This is a genomic window from Clostridium sp. AF22-10, assembly GCF_003478725.1.
GTDB classification, from domain to species: Bacteria; Bacillota; Clostridia; order Lachnospirales; family Lachnospiraceae; genus Otoolea; species Otoolea fessa.
Genome location: NZ_QUFZ01000005.1, coordinates 101,430 through 123,573 on the forward strand (window position 1 = coordinate 101,430; position 22,144 = coordinate 123,573).

The window sequence follows — 22,144 nt, forward strand, 5'->3', positions numbered from 1 at the left end:
TATCAGGCGTTATGGATCAGCGTTCCGCAGCGATCGCGAATATTTTAGTGGGAAATGATGAAAACGAGGCGGTTCTGGAAGTAACCCTGATGGGACCGATGATGGAATTTACAGAAGACAATATTATCGCAGTAACCGGCGGCAATCTGGTTCCAAAGGTAAATGGAAAAGATCTTCCGATGTATCAGGCAGTTTTAGTACATAAGGCGATTCCATGAACTTTGCCGGTATGACAAGCGGAAGCCGCGTGTACATTGCAGTAGCAGGCGGGCTGGATATCCCGGTACAGATGGGCAGCAAATCCACCAACTTAAAGCTGAAAGTAGGCGGTTATCAGGGAAGAAAGATCGGTGGCGGGGACGAGATTGGTTTTGCCGCTCCGAAGACGACCCTTCCAAATATGAGAAAGAGAAAAGTGACGCCGGAGGACTTCTCCCAGACTGAGAAAACCATCCGCGTTGTCATGGGACCGCAGGACGACTGCTTTACCGAGAAAGGTGTAGAGACTTTCTTAAGCAGCACATATGCATTTACGAATGAGTCCGACCGTATGGGCTGCCGTCTCGAGGGCGAGGTCATCGAGCATAAAAATGGCGGCGATATTATCACAGACGGTATCGCCTTTGGTGCGATTCAGGTGCCGTCCCACGGACAACCGATTATCATGATGGCGGATCATCAGACCACCGGCGGTTATACGAAGATTGCTGGCGTTATCTCTGTGGATCTTCCGCTGGTTGCACAGTCCAGACCGGGTTATAAAGTACATTTCCAGAAAGTAACGGTTGAGGAAGCACAGAAGCTCTACATTGAGCAGGTGGAAAAACTCAAGGCACTCAAAGAAGAATTGGCAAAAGTACCGGAACCGTGCGGAGAACTCGATGCGGTGATTCAGGTAGCGGTTGGATGTGAATCGAAGAGATACTGGAATCCGATTGGAACCTACCGGGTTGTGATCGATGGAACTGAATATATGGTTGAATTAGAGGAAGAGACTGAAAGATTCAGATAAACCTCAGATGTATTGAAAGATATGGAGGGAACGTATATGGCAGATTATAGCAAAATGACACCACCGGAAGTATGGAAACTGATTCGGACTGGCGAGATTACCCGCCCGACGGCTGGCATGTGTGCCGGATATGCACAGGCAAATCTGGTTATCCTGCCGAAGAAGTACGCGGATGATTTTAAAGAATTTGCAAGAAAGAACCCGAAACCGTGTCCAATCCTGGAAGTCGTAGAGGGCACACCGGATATCCACGATATGGGCGAGGGCGCGAGCATCGTGACGGACATCCCGAAATATTTCATTTACCGCGACGGTGTGAAAGTCGATGAGGTGACAGATGTTTCTTCTTATTGGAAAGAAGATTCGGTTGCATTCCTGATTGGCTGCAGCTTCTCCTTTGAGGAGGCGCTTATGAAAGCCGGCATTGAAGTGCGCCATATCGCGCAGGGCTGCAATGTTTCCATGTACAAGACTAACATCCAGTGTGAGAGCGCCGGCGTGTTCAAGGGACCGATGGTTGTCAGCATGCGTCCCATGACCCCAGAAAACGCACAGAAAGCCAAAGAGATCACAGACCGTTATCCAAACGTACACGGCGGTCCGGTCCAGATCGGCGATCCGGCAGCGATCGGTATCAAGGATATTTCCAAACCAGACTATGGCGATCCAGTCGAGATCCGCGAGGGTGAGATCCCGGTATTCTGGGCTTGCGGCGTTACCCCTCAGGCAGCGATTGAAAATGCAAAACTTCCGTTAGTCATTACCCACGCACCGGGACATATGTTCATTACCAATGTCCTGAATACGGAGCTGAATGATTATCTGGAGGCGAAGAAGCAGAAATAGGCAGAATCGGTTCTGCCATTGCAGGAACGGTTTTATCGAAAAATAAGGTTTGACGGAGATTTCCCAGTCTCCTTCAAATAAATTCTCTTGAGAAAAGAGAAAAAGTTCATTACCAACCTAAAAAGCGGCGAAAAGGGAAGATGGAATCTGAGAGGAGGAAGTCTTCCTTTTTCATGTGTATCCCATGCGTATATCAGATGCATGGAATGAAACGAACTTATCTTGTAAATCCGGGGAAAAAACCTTGTATTTTCAAGGAAAAACCGCTTGACACGTCCGGAAGCGTGTAATATAATAAGTCAGTATGACATGAGTCAGGAAGATGTCGGCACCAAAGCCCCGGAGCAGGCATTTCATGATATAGTTAATCTCAATTATATGAAGTAAAACAGGAGGTCAACCAATGAAGAGTTTTATGGCTAGTCCAGCAACAATCGAAAGAAAATGGTATGTAGTTGACGCTACAGGATATACATTAGGTCGTCTTGCATCTGAGGTAGCAAAGGTATTAAGAGGCAAGAACAAACCGATCTTCACACCGCACATGGATTGCGGCGATTATGTAATCGTAGTAAACGCAGAGAAGATCAAAGTAACTGGTAAGAAGATGGATCAGAAAATCTACTACAATCACTCTGATTATGTAGGTGGCATGAGAGAGACAACCCTTCGTGAAATGATGGCTAAGAAGCCGGAGAAGGTTATCGAGTTAGCAGTTAAAGGTATGCTTCCAAAGGGACCTTTAGGAAGAAGCATGATTACAAAACTTCATGTATACGCAGGTCCGGAGCACGAGCAGGCAGCTCAGAAGCCGGAAGTTTTAGAAATCAAGTTTTAATTAAAGGCACTGGAAGGAGGAAACTATAATGGCTAACAAATTTTACGGAACAGGCAGAAGAAAAAAATCTATCGCTAGAGTATACCTTGTACCGGGAACCGGCAAGATTACTATCAATAAAAGAGACATCGACGAGTACTTTGGTCTTGAGACCCTGAAAGTGGTTGTTCGTCAGCCGCTCGTAGCAACCGAGACAGTTGATAAGTTCGATGTACTTGTAAATGTACGTGGCGGCGGCTTCACAGGTCAGGCTGGCGCTGTAAGACACGGCATCTCCCGTGCACTTCTTCAGGCAGACGCTGATTACCGTCCGGTACTGAAGAAAGCAGGCTTCTTAACTCGTGACCCGAGAATGAAAGAGCGTAAGAAGTACGGTCTCAAAGCAGCTCGTCGCGCTCCGCAGTTCAGCAAGCGATAATCTACAGCTTAATAATGCTAAAAAAGCCCGGAAATACGCCATTTTCCGGGCTTTTTCTATGCCTGAAATCACCTGATTCCGATGGTGAAATTTGAGGAAATTTGACTTCAAATTAGCCCATTTTGATGGGTTTACCATGGGTTTACGGTCTATTTTTGAGCCTAATGGTGGGAAAATGGGTTTACAGAAGGCCATTTTGGAGGGGAAATTCGCCCCATATCCTTGACAGATTTTCGGGAAAAATCCGGCTGAAACGGAATGAAAAATGGTGTCGGATTCGTTTGGCGAGTTCTGACGAAATCTGCAAAAAAATGATATCAGGTATCCTGTTACATAGAGCCTTGGCTCATTCTTTGAAAACGAGAATGGGTCGAGGCTTTATTTTTTTCGCCCGAAATCCGGCGAGACAAATTTGAGTAGGAGGTAACAGGTATGACGGATTTCAATCAGAAGACCCATGACACCGATGTGGGCAGTCATGGCGGACAGTCGAGGCAGATGATGGAGGTGTTTGAGAACCAGGAGTTTGGTTCGATCCGGTTGTTACAGGAGGCAGGCAAGACCTTCTTCTGTGCAAGCGACGTGGCGAAAGCGTTGGGATATGTGAATCCCTACGCCGCAGTGAAACGCCATTGTAGAGGCCCCCTAACGAAACGCGAGGGGGTCGTTCAGAAGGTGAATCAGTATGGAGATGCTGGAGAGCAGGTCGTTGAAATCTCCTTTATCACGGAAGGTGATGTTTACCGGCTGATCGTTCACAGCAAGCTGCCATCGGCAGAACGGTTTGAACACTGGGTGTTTGATGAAGTTCTCCCGTCCATCCGAAAGCATGGTGTGTATATGAGCGATTCTATTTTGGATCAGGTGATTTAGCATCCGGAGGTCATCTACACTCTGGCGCAGGAGCTTGTAGCCGAGAGAGAGCAGCTTGAGGGTATCCGCAAACAGCTGGATGCGGCGCAGCCCAAGGCAGACTACTTCGACACCTTTGTAAATTCTGAGGATTACACCTGTATCCGGAATTTCTGTAAGGAAATCGGAATCCCGGAGAAGACGGCAGTGGCTCTCTTACTGGATCACCGCTATCTGTACCGTAGTCCAAGCGGCTGGCTGATGCCTTTTGCAGACAAATCTGCAAGGGGCTATTTTATTGTCCGGGGTTGCTACGGCAGAAGTGGAAAGCTGGTGCAGCAGACGAGAGTGACCTGCAAGGGAAAGAATCATCTCTTCAAGTTGTTTAAGAAATGGGGTGTGATCGAATGACGCTTTTTACTGAGGGACGCCTTCAGGCGTTTGAACGCATGATGCAGGATACCGGTAAATACCATCGTCGGGAGGAAAACGAAGATCGTCCGCGCAAATGTTCGAAGAAAAAAGCGGAGCCTGCGAAAAAGGATGGTGAGCACCATGCCGGTATTCAGGGTTGAGAAAAACAGCAATTACACAACGATGTGCAATTACCACCTGCGGGATCAGGGCCTCAGCCTGAAAGGGAAAGGACTTCTCTCTATGCTGCTCAGTTTGCCGGACACATGGAATTATTCGGTACGGGGATTATCTTCGATTACACCGGACGGCGTAGATGAAGTGCTTACAGCTCTGAAAGAACTGGAACGTCTTGGATATCTGGAAAGGAACTAGCAGCGTGAGAGTAACGGTCGGATGGGCAGAGCGGAGTATGTGATCTATGAGATGCCAAGGAAAAAGCCGTGTTCGGAATCACCGTGTACGGAAAAGCCGTATACGGTAAATCCGGATACGGACACATCGGTTACGGAAAATCCCGCGCAATTAAGTACTAATAGAACAAGTACTGAAACAATCAATAAAAGAGAGAAGAAGGAAATCCAGCACCGGTATGGCTCATACGAAAATGTCCTTCTCTCTGACACGGAATACGGCAAGCTTCGGCAGGAGTTCCCAGGAGATTATCAGATGCGGGTGGAACGGCTCTCTGAGTATCCGCTTTGAGCTTTCTTTTATGAATATGGCTACGGATGCCTCGAATTTTGAGAAGATGGTGCGCATCCCGTACCAGAAGGATCATTTCAATCCGGTGCGCACGGAGTACAGCACCATGCTGCGCCGTCAGCTTGCCAGGCAACAACGGCCTGACCAAGACGAAGTACCTGACGTTTGGCATTGAAGCAGAATCCATGAAACAGGCAAAGCCGAGGCTCAATCACATTGAGATCGACCTGATGAACAACTTCAAACGCTTGGGTGTCCGGGCAAAATTGCTGAACGGTAAGGAACGGCTTCATCTGATGCACGATATGTTCCACATGGGTGACCATGACCGATTCAATTTCGATTGGAAGTGGCTGCCGGAGAGCGGGCTGTCGGTAAAGGACTTTATTGCCCCGACCGGGTTTGCCTTTCCGAAGAACCGTGTTTTTCAGATGGGTGGGATGTATGGTTCCATGTCCTATCTCCAGATTACGGCTTCCGACCTGTCGGATCAGCTGCTGAAGGACTTTCTGGATATGGAATCCAGCCAGATTGTGACCATGCACATTCAGTCGGTAGACCAGAACAAAGCAATCAAATCCATCAAGCACACCATTACGGAGCTGGATCGTTCCAAGATTGAGGAACAGAAGAAAGCTGTCCGTTCCGGATACGATATGGACATCATTCCGTCAGATTTGGCAACTTACGGCAGGGACGCAAAGGCACTGCTGAAGGAATTGCAGAGCCAGAATGAGCGTATGTTCCTGCTGACCTTTCTGGTGATGAATACCGGCGAGACGGAGCAGGAGCTGGAAACCAATGTGTTTCAAGCTTCCAGTATCGCGCAGAAGTACAACTGCAACCTGCGCCGTCTGGACTTTTCTGGGTACTCCCGGTTCCGGTAAATCCTTCTCTGCCAAGCGAGAAATCGCCAATGCGTTTCTGGTGACGGATGACGATGTAATTGTGTGCGATCCGGAAGCCGAGTACACGGCACTGGTGAAGAAATTTGAGGGGCAGGTCATTAAAATCAGCCCTTCCAGCGCGCAGTATATCAACCCGATGGACATCAATGCGAACTATTCGGAAGAGGATACCCTGCGAAGTTCTGTCAAATGTAGATAATCTGACAATACGAACATGGCTCACACGTAGTCTTCGACACCGAATATCAGCCAGCACACATATGAGGACGGAAAATGTAGCAGCTTTTGAAAAATTGCTTTTTCTGCTCAAAGTGCTATAATCGGAATATACCGAATACAAAGGGAGGAAAGCTCCCATGCCAAGACCGCCACGGTGCCGTCGAATTTGTGGCGTACCACAGGTCGATACATTCTGTCCTAACGGGTGCGAGAATACCGAGCCGATCCTGCTGACGCTGGACGAATACGAGGTCATTCGGCTGGTTGACTTGGAGCAGCAAACCCACGAGCAGTGTGCCGCTCAAATGGAGATTTCCCGCTCTACCGTGCAGGAGATTTACGAAAGCGCACGGAGCAAGATCGTAGCGTGTCTTGTCTACGGGAAACCGCTGCACATCACCGGGGGAAACTACCGCATCTGCGGAGGACAGGAGGCAGCTCACTGCGGCCGTTGCTGCCGGATGCAGAGAGCCAACATGGAAAAATCAGGCAAAACTTGCAAAGGAGATTCCATTATGAAAATTGCAGTTACCTATGACAACGGTCAGATCTTTCAGCATTTCGGTCACACCGAGCAGTTCAAGCTTTATGAATCTGTGGACGGCAAAATCGTCCATGCGGAAGTCGTTGATACCAACGGCAGCGGTCACGGCGCACTGGCAGGATTCCTGATGCAGAACGGCGTGGACACTTTGATTTGCGGAGGCATCGGCGGCGGTGCGCAGGCAGCACTCGCCGAAGCGGGCATCAAGCTCTACGGCGGTGTCAGCGGGGACGCTGACGCGGCGGTGAGCGCATTGCTCAACGGAAGTTTGGGCTACGATCCCAATGTTCACTGTGACCACCATGACCATGAACACGGCGAGGCTGGTCACTCCTGCGGTGACCACGGCTGCGGCAAGCATAGCTGCCATTGATATGGAACGCACACTGACACAACTTCCGTTCTGGTCATCCTTGACCGAACGCGAAATGGACACACTACGCCGAAGTGCCTTTGTCCGTCATTATAAAAAGGGTGCGTTCGTTCACAGCAGCGACAATGAATGTCTCGGAATGCTGTTTATTCTTTCCGGCGAGATCCGCACCTATCTTCTCTCTGATGAGGGGCGGGAGGTAACGCTGTTCCGCCTGTATCCGGGCGAACTATGCGTGCTTTCCGCCTCCTGCGTGATCAGTCAGATCACCTTTGATACACAAATGACTGCCGGAATGGATACGGACATTCTGATTATCTCTGCAAATGTCATTGCTGCACTCAAGGAGAAAAATCTCCATGTCCGCTGTTTTCTTTATGAACTGGCAACGAAACGGTTTTCTGATGTGATGTGGGCGATGCAGCAGATTATGTTCAAGGGATTGGATCAGCGGCTGGCAGAATTTCTCTTTGCCGAAGCGGAACGTACCGGCTCCGACACGATACGCATGACCCATGAGCAGATCGCCCAGCACATCAGCTCGGCACGGGAGGCAGTGGCACGGATGCTCAAAAGCTTCTCGGAGGACGGGCTGGTGGAGCTGAAGCGTGGTGCAATCACGCTGCGGGATAAGAACAGACTAAATCGTCTAAAATAAAAAGAAATGTGACTTCGTTACAGAAGAAAATCATAGATTTGCTACAATAAAAGCAGAAAAACAGGAAGGAGTATCCACCATGAAAGAAACGAAATACGCAGGAACTCAAACCGAAAAAAACCTGATGGCTGCCTTTGCCGGTGAGTCCGAGGCGCGCAACAAATACACCTATTTTGCATCCAAGGCCAAGAAGGAAGGCTACGAGCAGATCGCGGCGCTGTTCCTCAAAACCGCTGATAATGAGAAGGAACACGCCAAGCTGTGGTTCAAAGAGCTGAACGGCATTGGCGACACCGCCGAAAACCTTCTCTCCGCCGCTGAGGGCGAGAACTACGAGTGGACGGATATGTACGACGCTTTGCCAAAACCGCCGACGAGGAGGGTTTCCATGAGCTGGCCCAGCGTTTCCGCCTGGTAGCCGCCATTGAAAAGCATCATGAGGAGCGCTACCGTGCCCTGCTGCACAATGTGGAGATGGCGGAGGTCTTCGCCAAGAGTGAGGTCAAGGTATGGGAGTGCCGCAACTGCGGGCATATCGTGATCGGTGAGAAAGCACCGGAGGTCTGCCCGACCTGCAACCATCCCCAGAGCTACTTTGAAATTCACGCAGAAAACTATTAAAGAGAAAAGGAGAACGAATCATGGAGCAGAAGTTTTACATTTGCAAGCATTGCGGCAACATCATTGCCAAGGTCAAGGACACGGGCGTTCCCGTCATCTGTTGCGGTGAGCCGATGAGCGAGATCATCCCCGGTACCACCGACGCCGCCGTGGAGAAGCACGTCCCTGTCTGGACTGTGGAAAACGGCATCGTTCATGTCAAGGTCGGCTCCGTAGAGCATCCCATGCTGCCGGAGCACTACATCGAGTGGGTGTCCCTCCACACCAATCAGGGCAACCAGCGCAAGGAACTGCACCCGGGCGAGAAGCCGGAGGTCTGCTTTGCGCTCTGCGAGGGCGACGAAGTCGAGGCGGTCTACGCCTACTGCAACCTCCACAGTCTGTGGAAAGCGTGATCGTTCCGCGCATGGTATCTTAGAACCAACATAGAGAACTGAATGTCATGTATTGCAGGCAGGAGGCAAACAAGTCATGAAAGCACATAAATATTGGTCAATCGGAGCGGTAATTACCATGTTTGGAACTTTTTGCACTGGATATAAAGGCTCAAAAACAACGCATAAGTACCTTGCGCTTAGTTCCTTGATCTGCATGGTTATGGCAGTATATACGGGTCATAAAATGATTTCAGGGAATAAGAAAACAAAGAGAGTAAAACAAGCGGAAGCTGTGGATATTCTTTGAGTAAGATAGGAATCGTTATTGTTTCTGATGACGATAAAGTCGGGCTAATGTTGTGTGCGAAATAAAAAACAAGAAAGAAGAATTTCATTATGAAATATGTATGCGATGTGTGTGGTTGGGAATACGACGAAGAAAATGGCTATCCGGAAGGCGGCATTGCACCGGGTACAAAATGGGAAGATATTCCGGATGATTTTGAATGCCCCTTATGTTTTGTTGGCAAAGACCAGTTTTCTGTGGCTGAGTAAGGAAGCACAACAAAACCTATAAACAAAGAGCCGTGAAGCAGTATGTAAGATACCGCTTCACGGCTCTTTCTCACTTATATAAAAATTTGCCGTAACGTAACCTCGTCACAGAAAAATGCTTTGTACTGCGGTATGATAAAGCCACAATCAATCAACAAGAAAGAGGTGGCGAACATGAAAATCAAGCTCAATTCCGATCAGGAGATTGTCAGCACCATCAGAGAAGGACTCAAGCGCACCGGCGGGTACTGCCCCTGCCGCAGGGAGAGCACAGAGGCGACCAAATGTATGTGCCAGGAGTTTAAGGATCAAATTGCAGATCCGGGCTTCGAGGGATTCTGCCACTGTATGCTCTATTACAAATCCTTGCAGGATTAAGGGAGGAACGCTATGCTGTCAAAGAAACTGGCCGCCATAGATAAGACGCGGTGCGTCGCCTGCGGCGTGTGTGAAAATACCTGTCCACTGGGGGCCGTCAAGGTGCGCCGCGGCTGCTACGCCGCTGTGGAGGCGGAACGATGCGTAGGCTGCGGCAAGTGCGCAAAGATCTGTCCCGTCGGCTGCATTGAGGTGAAAGTGAGGGCTGACGCATGAAAGTAAAGCATTGGTACGATTACCTGTTGGTATATGCAATCATCTATTTTGCACTGGGCTTTTTCAATATCCTGTTCGCGTGGCTGGGCATGATCGATTTTCTTCTGCCGCTGTTCTTAGCCATCTTTGGTGGGAACAAATACTTTTGCAACCACCTCTGCGGACGGGGTCAACTGTTCAGCAAGCTGGGGACAGACCTTAAATGCTCCCGCTGCAAGCCCACGCCCCGCTGGATGTCCTCCAAGTGTTCCGTTATGGCTTTTTGATCTTTTTCCTGACGATGTTCGGCAACATGGTGTTTCAGACATATCTGGTCGCTGCGGGTACTTCGTCCCTGCGGGAGGCCATTAAGCTGTTCTGGACCTTCCGTGTGCCGTGGGGCTGGGCCTACACCGCCGGAACGGTGACAGACTGGGTAGCCCAATTCAGCTTCGGCTTTTACAGCCTCATGCTGACCTCGCTGCTCATCGGCCTCATCGTCATGGTGCTCTACAAGCCCCGTACATGGTGTGCCTTCTGCCCCATGGGAACCATGACGCAGGGGATTTGCAAGCTGAAAAACAAAGAATAAACAAAGATAACAGAAAGGAGCCTTACTCATGGCTGAACTGAAAATTACTGCTGCGAATTTTGAAAATGAGGTACTGCGTTCCGACAAGCCCATTTTGCTGGACTTCTACGCCGACTGGTGCGGACCGTGCAAAATGCTCTCTCCCATACTGCATGAGCTTGCCGAAGAAAAAAGCGGCGCGCTCAAGGTGGGAAAGGTCAATGTGGACGAGCAGATGGAGCTGGCAATGCGTTTTCAGGTGTCCAGTATCCCGATGCTGGTCGTATTCAAGGATGGAAAGGCCGTTGCCAAATCGGTGGGCTATCGGCCTAAGTCGGAGATTGCCGCAATGGTGGAGGGCGCAAGATGAAAGTTGTAATCGTAGGCGGTGTGGCGGGCGGTGCTTCTGCCGCCGCCCGCATCCGCCGTTTGGATGAACACGCGCAGATCATCATGATCGAGCGCAGCGGCTATGTGTCCTATGCCAACTGCGGTCTGCCGTATTATGTGGGCGGTGTGATCAAGGAGCAGGAAGAATTGACGCTGCAAACTCCGGAGAGCTTTTGGGATCGCTTTCGCATTGATGTGCGAGTACGGCAGGAAGTAACTGCGATCAATCCCGCAGAGAAAATCGTCACCGTCCACGCACTGGACAGCGGGAAGGTCTACACGGAAACCTATGACAAACTGCTTCTTGCCCCCGGCGCAAAGCCGACGATTCCTGCGCTTTCCGGCGTGGACAGCGAGCGGGTCTTTTCCCTGCGCACCGTGGAAGACACCCTCCGCATTCGACGCTTTGTAGAGGATCAGAAGCCGAAAACCGCTGTTTTGGCTGGCGGCGGCTTTATCGGTCTGGAAATGGCGGAAAACCTTGTGGAGATGGGCGTTTCGGTTACCATCGTCCAGCGTCTGAAGCAGCTATTAGCGCCGCTGGATGCGGATATGGCCAGCTTTGTCCATGCGGAAATGCGCAGACACGGTGTGGCTCTGCGGTTGGATGAAACCGTCACCGGATTCCGACAGGACGGAGATTCCGTGCTGACGCTGCTGGAGGAAAGTGAGCCGCTGCGCTCCGACATGGTGCTGCTGGCCATCGGCGTCACGCCGGACACCCATCTGGCAAAAGAGGCCGGACTTGAGCTGGGCATCCGGGGCAGCATCGCTGTCAACGAGCGGATGGAAACCTCCGTGCCGGATATCTACGCTGTGGGCGATGCCGTAGAGGTCACCCATTTCGTGACCGGCCAAAAAGCATTGATCTCGCTGGCGGGGCCTGCCAACAAGCAGGGACGCATTGCCGCTGACAATATCTGCGGCGGAAACAGCCGCTTTCACGGCTCTCAGGGCTCGTCTGTTCTGAAACTGTTTGGCTTGACAGCGGCCTCCACGGGGATCAATGAGAAGGCAGCGCAGGCAGCAGGGATCGCTTACGACAAAGTCGTATTATTCCCGGCATCCCACGCTACCTATTATCCCGGCGCACAGTCTATGGCAATGAAGGTGATGTATGAAAAAGAAAGCCTGCGGCTGCTGGGTGCGCAGATCGTTGGCGGCGAGGGCGTGGACAAGCGCATTGATGTACTGGCAACGGCCATTCGCGCAAAAATGACAGCCTTGGAACTGACGGAGCTTGACCTTTCCTATGCGCCGCCCTATTCCTCTGCCAAACACCCGGTCAATATGGCCGGTTTTATGATCGAGGATTTGGAGAGCGGGAAGGTACGGCAGTTCCATTGGAATGAGGTTGAGGACTTGCCTTGCGATGGCAATGCGACACTGCTGGATGTCCGTACAGAAGGCGAATATCGGCGTGGGCACTTGAATGGATTCCGCAATATTCCACTGGACGATCTGCGGGAGCATTTGGACGAGTTAGACCGGGGTAAGCCTGTTTATGTGAATTGCCAGACAGGGCTTCGCAGTTATCTGGCCTGCCGACTTTTGACGCAGTACGGTTTCACCTGTTCCCATCTCTCCGGCGGATACAGTTTTTATCAGGTCGTAATACAAGAGCGGCAGACAGCGCGGAGCGCCTATCCCTGCGGAATGGAGAAGCTATGAGTGAGAATTTATTTGGCTTGACGGTTGCGGCAGATAAAGGCTTAGATGATTTGCAGTGCCAGCGCCTTTTAAGCGAAAATCGCAGGTATCAGGAAGTCATGCTGCAATACCGATGTGCGCTGAAAGCACTGGAAAGCAGGTTGGAAATCTAAACGAAGAGTTTTCATTGCAGCATGATCGCAATCCGATAGAAAGTATAAAAAGCCGCTTGAAGTCGCCGTCCAGCATTATGAATAAGATGCAGAAACGCGGACTTCCTCTGGATTTTCCGACCATGCAGACAAATATCATGGATATTGCCGGTGTGCGGGTGATCTGCTCTTTCGAGGAGGATGTATTCTTTTTGGCAAAGTGCTTAAAAAAACAGTCTGACATTGAAATCATCACAGAGAAAGATTATATTTCACACCCTAAGCCAAATGGCTATCGCAGTCTGCACCTGACGCTCCGGCTGCCGGTATTCTTTGCGGAAAAAGTGATCCATGTGCCGGTGGAGATACAACTCCGTACAATCGCTATGGACTTCTGGGCAAGCCTTGAGCATACCATCCGCTATAAGAAAAACTTGCCGATAAATGCTGAAGTCGAAACTGAACTGAAAGAGTGCGCCGATTCCAGCAGAGAATGGGCCGGTAAGATGGAACATTTACTGCATATCATAACATAATGTGTCGAATATAAAATGAAAAGCACGCACTTTGGTGCTTGCCTTGGACTTGCCAGGGACCGCCTTATCCGCCTTGGGTGGGCGACCCCTGCGAGCCCCAACCAATTTCTCCGCTTTCTGGTTTTCAGGCATAGTCTTTTCTGCTTTCGGCGGACTGCCACGGCACAGCTTTTTCGGCTTCTATATTGTAAGGAACATGGCTTTTCGCTGACATGGAAAGCGAAGCTGACCCGGGCTGGAGCGGTCTGTGTTAAAACGATATATTTTTTTGGAAATTATCTTGATAAAATTTATCAAGATTGATATAATGGCATTAACAAGCAAGCGAAAAGAGGATGTGGAGCATGATCATCACCAAAGAGACGGACTACGCACTGCGCATTTTGCGGGTGCTGCTGGACGGGGAGAAGCATTCGGTGGCCGAGATGTCGGAAACGGAATTGATCCCCAATCAGTTTGCCTACCAGATTCTGCGCAAGCTCTCCGCCGGCAATTTGGTGCGGGTGAGCCGCGGCGCCCTCGGCGGCTGCGCGCTGTCCTGCGATCTGGACGCGACCTCCCTCTACGATCTCATGGGGGTCGTGGGGGAGCGGGGCATCCTGTGCGCCTGCATGGAGCCGGGATATGAATGCCGCTGGCAGGACAAGCATGGGCGGTGCGCCATCCACTGTCAGCTGGCGGCCTTGCAGCAAAAGCAGGACGAGGCGTTCCGTGCCGTGAGCCTGCGCAGGCTGCTGACCGGCGGATCCGATCCCCAAGATACAAGCAAGCTGTAAAATTTTAAGAGGAGGTACCCATATGCTGTTTCAAACCACGGCGGCGCACGAAGAGCTGCGCGCGAAGATCCGGAGTTTTGCGGAGGAGGAGATCAAGCCCCTCGCATTTTTAATGGATCAGAACAATGAGTTTCCCGAGGAGGCTGTCAAGAAGCTGGGTAAGCTGGGCTGGATGGGCATTCCCTACCCCAAGGAGTACGGCGGTGCCGGTCTTGATGCCCTGAGCTACGCCATCGCGGTGGAGGAGCTGGCCCGTGTGGACGGCGGCGCGGGCGTAATCCTCTCCGCCCACGTCTCCCTCGCTCATGGCCCATTTTCGCCTATGGCACCGAGGAGCAGAAGAAGAAATATCTGGTTCCGCTGGCCAAGGGCGAGAAGATCGGCGCCTTCGGCCTCACGGAGTCCAACGCCGGATCCGACGCCGGCGGCACGGAGACCACGGCGCTGGATAAGGGGGACTACTACCTCCTCAACGGCGGCAAGATCTTCATTACCAACGCCCCTAAGGCGGACACCTATGTGGTTTTCGCCGTCACCACGCCGGACATCGGCACCCGGGGCATCTCCGCTTTCATCGTGGAGAAGGGCTGGAAGGGCTTTGAGTTCGGCGACCACTATGACAAGATGGGCATTCGCTCCTCCTCCACGGCGGAGCTGATCTTCAACGACGTGAAGGTTCCCAAGGAAAACCTATTGGGCAAGGAGGGCGAGGGCTTCAAGATTGCCATGTCCACGCTGGACGGCGGACGCATCGGCATCGCCGCGCAGGCGCTGGGCATCGCCCAAGGCGCGTTTGAGCACGCGTTGAGCTATTCCAAGGAGCGCGTCCAGTTCGGCAAGCCCATCGCGGCCCAGCAGAGCATCGCCTTCAAGCTGGCGGATATGGCCACCAAGCTGCGCTGCGCCCGGTTCCTCATCTACTCCGCGGCGGAGCTGAAGGAGCAGCACGCGCCTTACGGCATGGAGTCCGCCATGGCGAAGATGTACGCCTCGGACATCGCGCTGGAGGTCACCAACGATGCCTTGCAGATCCACGGCGGCAGTGGCTTCCTCAAGGGCATGGAGGTGGAACGGGCCTACCGCGACGCCAAGATCACCACCATCTACGAGGGCACTAACGAGATCCAGCGGGTGGTCATCGCCTCTCATCTGGTGGGCAGGCTGGGCAAGAGCTCCGGCGGCGAGAGCCGTTCGGCGGCCAAGAAACCCGCGCCCATCACCGGCATTCGCAAAAAGACCATCTTCCGGGAAGGGGATGCTGCCCAGCAGGTGGCCGACCTTGTAGCGGCGCTGAAGAAGGATGGTCACGACTTCTCCGTGGGCATCCCTATGGATACGCCCATCCCGCAGGCGGAGCGGGTGGTCTCCGCGGGCAAGGGCATCGGGGAGAAAAAGAACATGAAACTGGTAGAGTCGCTGGCCAAGGCTGCCGGCGCGGCCATCGGTTCTTCCCGCCCTGTGGCGGAGACTCTCAAATATCTGCCGCTGAACCGCTATGTGGGTATGTCCGGTCAGAAGTTCACCGGCAATCTGTACATCGCCTGTGGCATCTCCGGCGCATCCCAGCACCTTAAGGGCATCAAGGACGCCTCCACCATCGTGGCCATCAATAAGAACGGTAACGCGCCTATCTTCAAGAACTGCGACTACGGCATCGTGGGCGATGTGGAGGAGATCCTGCCCCTGCTCACTGCTGCGCTGGATAGCGGCGAAAAGCTGCCCGCGCCGCCTATGGTAAAGATGAAGCGGCCCACACCGCCGAAGCCCGCCCCCATCGGCGACCGCTACGTCTGCAGCGGCTGCGGCTACGAGTATGTGCCGGAGTTGGGCGACGAGGACGGCGAGATCGCGCCGGGTACGCTCTTTGAGCAGCTTCCCGCCGAGTGGGTGTGCCCGGAGTGCGCGGAGACGAAGGATCAATTTGTAAAGGCTTGAGCCGTGAAGGAGGTAAGATAAGATGTATTGCGTGCGTAAAGTAACAAACGACCTCTACTGGGTGGGCGCCAACGACCATCGCCTGGCCCTGTTTGAAAACTGCTTTCCCATTCCCCGGGCGTAAGCTACAACGCTTACTGCCTGCTGGATGAAAAGACGGTGCTCTTTGACACGGTGGACTGGTCTGCCTGCCGCCAGCTTTTGGAAAATCTGGCGTATGTGCTGGATGGCCGCGAGCTGGACTACCTGCTGGTCAACCATCTGGAGCCGGATCACGCCGCCTGCATCGAGGAGATCCTGCTGCGCCATCCCAAGGTGAAGCTGATCTCCAACGAGAAGGCATTCATGCTCATGCGGCAGTTCGGCTTCCATGTGGACGGACATGAGTGCATCGAGGTGAAGGAGGGCGACACCTTCTCCTTTGGCAAGCACACCGTCACCTTTGTGGGCGCGCCTATGGTTCACTGGCCGGAGGCCATGGTGACCCTCGACGTCACCGACGGCGTCCTCTTTTCCGCCGACGCCTTCGGCACCTTCGGCGCGCTGGACGGCAAGCTGTTCGCCGACGAGGTGGACTTCGAGCGGGACTGGCTGGACGACGCCCGCCGCTATCTCACCAACATCGTGGGCAAGTACGGCCCCCACATCCAGCTCCTGCTGAAAAAGGCCGGCGGCGTTTTGGATCAGATCAAGTACATCTGCCCGCTCCACGGCCCCGTGTGGCGCAAGGATCTGGGCTGGTTCATCGAAAAGTACGACACATGGAGCCGCTATGCCCCTGAGACCCAGGGCGTGCTCATCGTCTACGCCTCCATGTACGGCAACACGGAGAACGCGGCGCAGGCGCTGGCGGTGTCGCTCTGCGATAAGGGCATGAGCAAGGTGGCGATGTACGATGTGTCCTCCACTCATGTCTCCCAGCTGATCTCCGAGGCGTTTAAGTACAGTCACATTGTCCTGGCCTCTGTGACCTACAATCTCGGCATCTACCCCGCCATGCATGACTTCCTCATGGATATGAAGGCACTGAATCTGCAAAACCGCACCTTTGCCATCATTGAAAACGGCTCATGGGCGGTGAAGTCCGGTGACCTCATGCAGAAATTCGTCAACGATGAGCTTAAGAACATGACGGTGCTCAACGAGCGGCTCAGCCTCGCCTCGTCCATGGGCACGGACAAGCGCACTGAGCTGGAAGCACTGGCGGACGCATTCTGGAATCTATGAAGTAACTGGCAGGAAAGCCAAAACCAAGACAACAGACAACAAACAGCCCCGCCGTGTCGGCTGCAGAAAAACCGGCTTTCAAAAATAGAGCGGGCAAGCGTGATACTGCGCTTGCCCGCTCTTTGCCCAAAAGGACATGAGAAGTGACCGGAGAAGATGAGAGGATCGAAATGGAGATCAGAAAACGAAACGGGAAGTCTGTTCCTTTTCAACAGGATAAAATTTTCAACGCCATGAAAAAAGCGTTTGATGGACAGGGAAGGGAGATTGGGGGCGGAGAACTGGAGGAGATCCTCGCCGCCGTTCTCGACAATCTCTCCGTCACAGTACCGCTCACCGTGGAACGTGTGCAGGACGAGGTGGAGCGGACGCTCATGGAGCGCGGACACTATGAGGTGGCCAAGGCGTACATCCTCTATCGCGAAAAGCGGTCTGCGCTGCGCCGCGTCCGGCATACCATCGCGCAGACGGTGGGGGATAACTCGCTTGACGAGGTGCTGCGCCGTATCCAGATGGATTTTACCGAGGAAATCTACTCCCTCGCGGCGCTTCAAATGAAGTTTGAGAGCTTCTGTCGCCCGGGCATGACGGAGGATGAGAGGGCTGAGGCACTGACCAAGGCAGCGGTAGAGCTGACTACGGCAGAGGCACCCAAGTGGGAGTTCATCGCGGCGCGGCTTCTGAACCACTCCTTTCGCTGTCGCAACGCACAGGAATGGGAGGGGCGCGGCGTCGGCGACCTCTATGGCAGGCTTCGCTATCTGACGGATAAGGGACTCTACGGTGACTATATTCTTGCCCACTATACCCACGAGGAGATCGCTATGGCGGAGGACTTTCTCTGCCCGGAACGGGACGAGTTGTTCACCTACTCCGGCCTTGACCTGCTGCTCAAACGCTATGTGATCCAGTCACGCAGCCGCGTGCCGCTGGAAACACCGCAGGAGATGTTTTTGGGTATCGCGCTGCATCTTGCTATGAACGAAGGCTCTGACCGCATGGGGTGGGTAAAACGCTTTTACGATATGCTCAGCCGTATGGAGGTCACGATGGCGACACCTACCATGTCCAACGCACGAAAGCCCTACCATCAGCTTTCAAGCTGCTTTGTGGACACTGTGCCGGACAGTCTGGACGGCATCTACCGCTCGCTGGACAACTTCGCAAAGGTCTCTAAATTTGGCGGTGGAATGGGGATGTACTTCGGTAAGGTGCGCGCTGCAGGCAGCACCATCCGCGGCTTTCAAGGGGCGGCGGGCGGTGTTATCCGCTGGATCCGGTTGGTCAACGATACCGCCGTGGCGGTGGATCAGTTGGGGATGCGGCAGGGCGCTGCGGCGGTTTACTTAGACGCATGGCACCGGGATCTGCCTGAATTCCTTCAACTGCGCACCAACAACGGCGACGACCGCATGAAGGCGCATGATGTGTTTCCCGCCGTGTGCTATCCGGATCTCTTCTGGCGACTGGCGGAGGAGAACATAGACGCGCCGTGGCATCTCATGTGTCCGCATGAGATCCTCACGGTCAAGGGCTATGCACTGGAGGATTACTGGGGTACGGAATGGGAGAAGCGGTATCTGGACTGCGTCAATGACCCGCGCATCGAAAAGCGCAGCGTCACCGTCAAGGACATCGTGCGGCTGGTGCTTCGCTCGGCAGTGGAGACCGGCACGCCCTTCGCCTTCAACCGCGACAGCGTAAATCGTATGAACCCAAACGACCACACGGGAATGATCTATTGCTCCAATCTCTGCACGGAGATCGCACAGAACATGGCGCCCATCGAGCATATCAGCACTGAGGTGCACACGGAGAACGGCGACACAGTGGTGGTGACGGCCACACTCCCCGGTGAGTTTGTGGTCTGCAACCTGGCGAGTCTGTCTCTCGGTAATCTGGCGGTGGAGGACGAGGCCTATATGGAACGCACGGTGGAAACGGCCATCCGCGCACTGGATAATGTGATCGACCTCAACTTCTACCCGTTGGAATACGCGCGGCTTACCAATCAGAAGTACCGCAGCATCGGCCTGGGCGTCAGCGGCTACCACCACATGCTGGCAAAGCGCGGCATCCGATGGGAGAGCGATGAGCACCTTGCCTTCACCGATGCGGTATTCGAGCATATCAACTACGCCGCCGTCAAGGCGGACACAGCACTGGCACGGGAAAAGGGCCGCTATGCGCTCTTTGAGGGCAGCGACTGGCAGACAGGCGCGTATTTTGAAAAGCGAGGTTATACCTCAGAAAAGTGGCGGGCGCTTGCGGAAACGGTGGCGGTGCAGGGAATGCGCAACGCCTATCTGCTGGCTGTCGCACCCACTTCCAGCACATCCATCCTCTCCGGCACGTCGGCGGGCATCGATCCAATTATGAAGAAATTCTTTTTAGAGGAAAAAAAGGGCAGCATGCTGCCCCGCGTTGCTCCGGAGCTTTCTATGGATACATGGTGGTACTATAAGGCGGCGCATCTGATCGACCAAAGCTGGTCGGTACGCGCCGCGGGCTTTCGCCAGAGACATATTGACCAGGCGCAGAGCATGAATCTCTATATCACCAACGACTATTCCATGCGTCAGGTGCTCAGACTGTATTTGGAGGCGTGGAGGGCCGGCGTCAAGACCATTTATTATGTCCGCAGCAAGGCCCTTGAGGTCGAGGCCTGTGAAAGCTGCTCGTCATAAGGAGGATAGCATGATGGAACTGAAGAAAAAGCCCCTCTTTAACCCGGAGGGCGACCCTGATGTGCGCCTGCGGCGCATGATCGGCGGCAATACCACCAACCTCAACGACTTCAACAATATGAAGTACGCTTGGGTCAGCGACTGGTACCGGCAGGCCATGAACAACTTTTGGATCCCTGAGGAGATCAATCTCTCGCAGGATGTGAAGGACTATCCCCGCCTGCTGTCAGCCGAGCGCAGCGCCTACGATAAAATTCTGAGTTTTCTTGTCTTTTTGGATTCCATTCAGACAGCGAACCTGCCTAATATCGGCGCCTACATTACAGCCAACGAGGTCAATCTCTGCCTGTCCATTCAGGCGTTTCAGGAGTGTGTCCACTCACAGAGCTACAGCTATATGCTCGACACCATCTGTTCCCCCGTGGAGCGCAATGACATCCTCTACCAATGGAAAACGGACGAGCATCTGCTGCGCCGCAACACCTTCATTGGGGACTGCTACAACGAGTTTCAGGAGCGGAAGGACGCTCCCACGCTGCTGCGCGTGATGATGGCGAACTATATTTTGGAGGGCATCTATTTTTACAGCGGCTTTATGTTCTTCTACAATCTCTCCCGAAACGGGAAGATGCCCGGCTCGGCGCAGGAGATCCGCTATATAAACCGCGACGAGAACACGCACTTGTGGCTGTTCCGCAATATCATCACGGAGCTGCAAAAGGAGCAGCCGGAGTTGTTCACCGCCGAGAGCGTACAAGCGCTGCGCGAGATGATGCGTGAGGGCGTGGAGCAGGAGATCGCATGGGGGCATTATGTGATCGGCGACGACATCCCGGGGTTGAACCGGCAGATGATTAGCGATTACATCCGCTATCTCGGGAATCTTCGCTGGACGAGCCTTGGCTATCCGGCATTGTATCCGGGCTTTGAGAGCGAACCGGAGAGCATGGAATGGGTCAGCCAGTACGCCGACGCAACATGGTCAAGACCGATTTCTTTGAGGCACGCAGTACCGCCTACGCCAAGAGCACCGCACTGATAGACGATTTATAAGAAAACCAAAGACATCAGAATAGGAGGTATTTTTTATATGGATATCCGAACGGTAACAGATGCCATCCGCTATGTAGGGGTGGATGATAACACATTGGCACTCTTTGAAAACCAGTACCCCGTCCAGCCTATGGGAGTGAGCTACAACTCCTATGTCATTCTGGACGAGAAAATCGCCGTGATGGACAGCGTGGACGCACGGGCGGCGGAGGAATGGCTTTCCAATGTAGCGCAGGTGTTGGGGGGGCGCAACCCCGATTATCTTGTGGTCACACACATGGAGCCGGATCATTCCGGCAGCCTCATGCGGATAGCGCAAGAGTACCCGGAGATGAAGATCGTGGGAAACGCGAAAACATTTACCCTGATCAAGCAGTTCTTTGGCACGGGTGCATTGTCGGAAGACCGTATGCTGGAGGTTGGCGAGGGCAGCACGATCTCTCTGGGCTCACACCGGCTGCGCTTCCTGCTGGCACCGATGGTGCACTGGCCGGAGGTGATGACGGCGTATGAGGAAACGGAAAAAATCCTGTTCTCGGCGGATGCTTCGGACGCTTTGGCTCACTGGAACGGACTGCCCGTGCCCCCTGGGTGCCGCAGGCCCGACGGTATTATTACAATATTATCGGGAAATATGGCGCACAGGTGCAGGCTCTGCTGAAAAAGACCTCCGCGCTGGAGATCCAAACGATCTGCCCGCTCCATGGTCCCGTGCTTACAGAAGGGCTGGAGGAGTGTCTGCGGCTCTATGATCTCTGGTCACAATGGGAACCAGAAGAATCGGAGAGCATACTGATTGCCCACGCATCCATCCATGGAAATACTGCCCATGCGGCGAAGACCCTCAAGGGTAAATTAGAGAAAAAAGGCGTGCAGGTCAGCATATGTGATCTCACTGTGACAGATCTTTCCTACGCTGTTGCCAGTGCGTTCTACTGCGGGAAACTGGTGTTGGCCTGCTCCACTTATGACGGAGGACTGTTCCCGCCCATGAAGGCCTTTTTGGATCATTTACAGACAAAGGGATTCCGAAACCGCCGGATCGGCCTCATGGAAAACGGCTCATGGGCCCCTGCTGCCGCGCGGCTGATGCGCGCCGAGTTGGAAAAGATGAAGGAACTCCGACTGTGTGAAACGGAGGTATCGCTGCGCGGCGCACTGAATCAAACCAGCGAAGCGCAGATGGACGCTCTTGTGGCGGAGCTCTGCGCGGAATAAGCTGCAACAAACCGCAGCTATTCTCGTACAGATGAT

At 53.2% G+C, this 22,144-nt stretch carries 21 protein-coding genes and 8 pseudogenes; all 29 read left to right on the top strand.

What is annotated here, in order from left to right; translation table 11 throughout:
* The first annotated feature begins 11 nt into the window (after positions 1–11).
* The 29 genes and pseudogenes from DWX91_RS05325 (at position 12) to DWX91_RS05445 (ending at position 22,108) form a co-directional block, all read left to right on the top strand.
* Positions 12–1,012 (top strand): annotated as a pseudogene (locus DWX91_RS05325) (biotin-dependent carboxyltransferase family protein).
* A gap of 36 nt (positions 1,013–1,048) precedes the next feature.
* Positions 1,049–1,858, top strand: a complete 810-nt coding sequence (locus DWX91_RS05330; protein WP_022358508.1) for a putative hydro-lyase — start codon at positions 1,049–1,051, stop codon at positions 1,856–1,858.
* 403 nt (positions 1,859–2,261) lie between these two features.
* The gene (rplM, locus tag DWX91_RS05335) at positions 2,262–2,696 is read left to right on the top strand and encodes a 50S ribosomal protein L13 (protein ID WP_107000767.1); all 435 of its coding nucleotides are present in this window, start codon (positions 2,262–2,264) and stop codon (positions 2,694–2,696) included.
* 28 nt (positions 2,697–2,724) lie between these two features.
* Positions 2,725–3,114, top strand: a complete 390-nt coding sequence (gene rpsI, locus DWX91_RS05340) for a 30S ribosomal protein S9 (RefSeq protein WP_022358510.1) — start codon at positions 2,725–2,727, stop codon at positions 3,112–3,114.
* A gap of 432 nt (positions 3,115–3,546) precedes the next feature.
* Positions 3,547–3,987 (top strand): Bro-N domain-containing protein, encoded by a 441-nt coding sequence (locus DWX91_RS17195; protein ID WP_243098978.1) that lies wholly within the window; start codon positions 3,547–3,549, stop codon positions 3,985–3,987.
* A 75-nt stretch (positions 3,988–4,062) separates the two neighbouring features.
* On the top strand, positions 4,063–4,377 hold the full coding sequence (locus DWX91_RS17200; protein ID WP_243098985.1) for a phage antirepressor KilAC domain-containing protein: 315 nt from the start codon (positions 4,063–4,065) through the stop codon (positions 4,375–4,377).
* Positions 4,374–4,541, top strand: a complete 168-nt coding sequence (locus DWX91_RS16555) for a hypothetical protein (protein WP_182435055.1) — start codon at positions 4,374–4,376, stop codon at positions 4,539–4,541. Before DWX91_RS17200 ends, DWX91_RS16555 begins: the two co-directional genes overlap by 4 nt.
* Positions 4,522–4,755 carry a helix-turn-helix domain-containing protein gene (locus DWX91_RS17205; protein ID WP_243098979.1) on the top strand — a complete coding sequence of 78 codons (234 nt, stop codon included), beginning with the start codon at positions 4,522–4,524 and terminating at the stop codon, positions 4,753–4,755. The genes DWX91_RS16555 and DWX91_RS17205 overlap by 20 nt, the downstream gene beginning before the upstream one ends.
* 21 nt (positions 4,756–4,776) lie before the next feature.
* The gene (locus tag DWX91_RS17210) at positions 4,777–5,085 is read left to right on the top strand and encodes a hypothetical protein (protein ID WP_243098986.1); all 309 of its coding nucleotides are present in this window, start codon (positions 4,777–4,779) and stop codon (positions 5,083–5,085) included.
* Positions 5,072–6,162, top strand: a pseudogene (locus DWX91_RS05355) (conjugal transfer protein TraE); the annotation flags it as partial. The gene DWX91_RS17210 and the pseudogene DWX91_RS05355, both read left to right, overlap by 14 nt.
* Before the next feature lie 187 nt (positions 6,163–6,349).
* Positions 6,350–7,129 (top strand): DUF134 domain-containing protein, encoded by a 780-nt coding sequence (locus tag DWX91_RS05360; RefSeq protein ID WP_118482288.1) that lies wholly within the window; start codon positions 6,350–6,352, stop codon positions 7,127–7,129.
* A gap of 1 nt (position 7,130) precedes the next feature.
* Positions 7,131–7,787, top strand: a complete 657-nt coding sequence (locus tag DWX91_RS05365; RefSeq protein WP_107000764.1) for a Crp/Fnr family transcriptional regulator — start codon at positions 7,131–7,133, stop codon at positions 7,785–7,787.
* A 79-nt stretch (positions 7,788–7,866) separates the two neighbouring features.
* Positions 7,867–8,408 (top strand): annotated as a pseudogene (gene rbr / locus DWX91_RS05370) (rubrerythrin).
* A 20-nt stretch (positions 8,409–8,428) separates the two neighbouring features.
* A complete protein-coding gene (locus DWX91_RS05375; protein ID WP_107000762.1) occupies positions 8,429–8,803 on the top strand; it encodes a desulfoferrodoxin family protein in 375 nt (124 codons plus the stop codon).
* A 76-nt stretch (positions 8,804–8,879) separates the two neighbouring features.
* Complete coding sequence (locus tag DWX91_RS05380) at positions 8,880–9,092, top strand: DUF6219 family protein (protein ID WP_107000761.1); 213 nt, start codon at positions 8,880–8,882, stop codon at positions 9,090–9,092.
* 89 nt (positions 9,093–9,181) lie between these two features.
* Complete coding sequence (locus DWX91_RS05385) at positions 9,182–9,340, top strand: rubredoxin (RefSeq protein ID WP_107000760.1); 159 nt, start codon at positions 9,182–9,184, stop codon at positions 9,338–9,340.
* A gap of 132 nt (positions 9,341–9,472) precedes the next feature.
* The gene (locus DWX91_RS05390; protein ID WP_107001011.1) at positions 9,473–9,718 is read left to right on the top strand and encodes a ferredoxin-thioredoxin reductase catalytic domain-containing protein; all 246 of its coding nucleotides are present in this window, start codon (positions 9,473–9,475) and stop codon (positions 9,716–9,718) included.
* Positions 9,719–9,730: 12 nt separating this feature from the next.
* Positions 9,731–9,934, top strand: a complete 204-nt coding sequence (locus DWX91_RS05395) for a 4Fe-4S binding protein (protein ID WP_107000759.1) — start codon at positions 9,731–9,733, stop codon at positions 9,932–9,934.
* Positions 9,931–10,505: pseudogene (locus DWX91_RS05400) on the top strand (4Fe-4S binding protein). Before DWX91_RS05395 ends, DWX91_RS05400 begins: the two are co-directional and overlap by 4 nt.
* Positions 10,506–10,533: 28 nt before the next feature.
* On the top strand, positions 10,534–10,854 hold the full coding sequence (gene trxA / locus DWX91_RS05405) for a thioredoxin (protein ID WP_107000757.1): 321 nt from the start codon (positions 10,534–10,536) through the stop codon (positions 10,852–10,854).
* Entirely contained in the window at positions 10,851–12,545 is a 1,695-nt protein-coding gene (locus tag DWX91_RS05410; RefSeq protein ID WP_118538454.1) for an FAD-dependent oxidoreductase, read from the top strand. Before trxA ends, DWX91_RS05410 begins: the two co-directional genes overlap by 4 nt.
* Complete coding sequence (locus tag DWX91_RS17215) at positions 12,542–12,697, top strand: hypothetical protein (protein WP_243009408.1); 156 nt, start codon at positions 12,542–12,544, stop codon at positions 12,695–12,697. Before DWX91_RS05410 ends, DWX91_RS17215 begins: the two co-directional genes overlap by 4 nt.
* A gap of 77 nt (positions 12,698–12,774) precedes the next feature.
* Positions 12,775–13,212, top strand: a complete 438-nt coding sequence (locus DWX91_RS05415; protein ID WP_243098980.1) for a hypothetical protein — start codon at positions 12,775–12,777, stop codon at positions 13,210–13,212.
* Positions 13,213–13,556: 344 nt separating this feature from the next.
* Entirely contained in the window at positions 13,557–13,988 is a 432-nt protein-coding gene (locus DWX91_RS05420; RefSeq protein ID WP_015553424.1) for an RrF2 family transcriptional regulator, read from the top strand.
* Positions 13,989–14,010: 22 nt separating this feature from the next.
* Positions 14,011–15,923: pseudogene (locus DWX91_RS17875) on the top strand (acyl-CoA dehydrogenase family protein).
* Positions 15,924–15,945: 22 nt separating this feature from the next.
* A pseudogene (locus tag DWX91_RS05430) lies at positions 15,946–17,150 on the top strand (FprA family A-type flavoprotein).
* 170 nt (positions 17,151–17,320) lie between these two features.
* Complete coding sequence (locus tag DWX91_RS05435) at positions 17,321–19,837, top strand: ribonucleoside-diphosphate reductase subunit alpha (RefSeq protein WP_182435056.1); 2,517 nt, start codon at positions 17,321–17,323, stop codon at positions 19,835–19,837.
* Positions 19,838–19,847: 10 nt separating this feature from the next.
* Positions 19,848–20,890 (top strand): annotated as a pseudogene (locus DWX91_RS05440) (ribonucleotide-diphosphate reductase subunit beta).
* Positions 20,891–20,927: 37 nt separating this feature from the next.
* Positions 20,928–22,108: pseudogene (locus DWX91_RS05445) on the top strand (MBL fold metallo-hydrolase).
* Positions 22,109–22,144 lie beyond the last annotated feature (36 nt).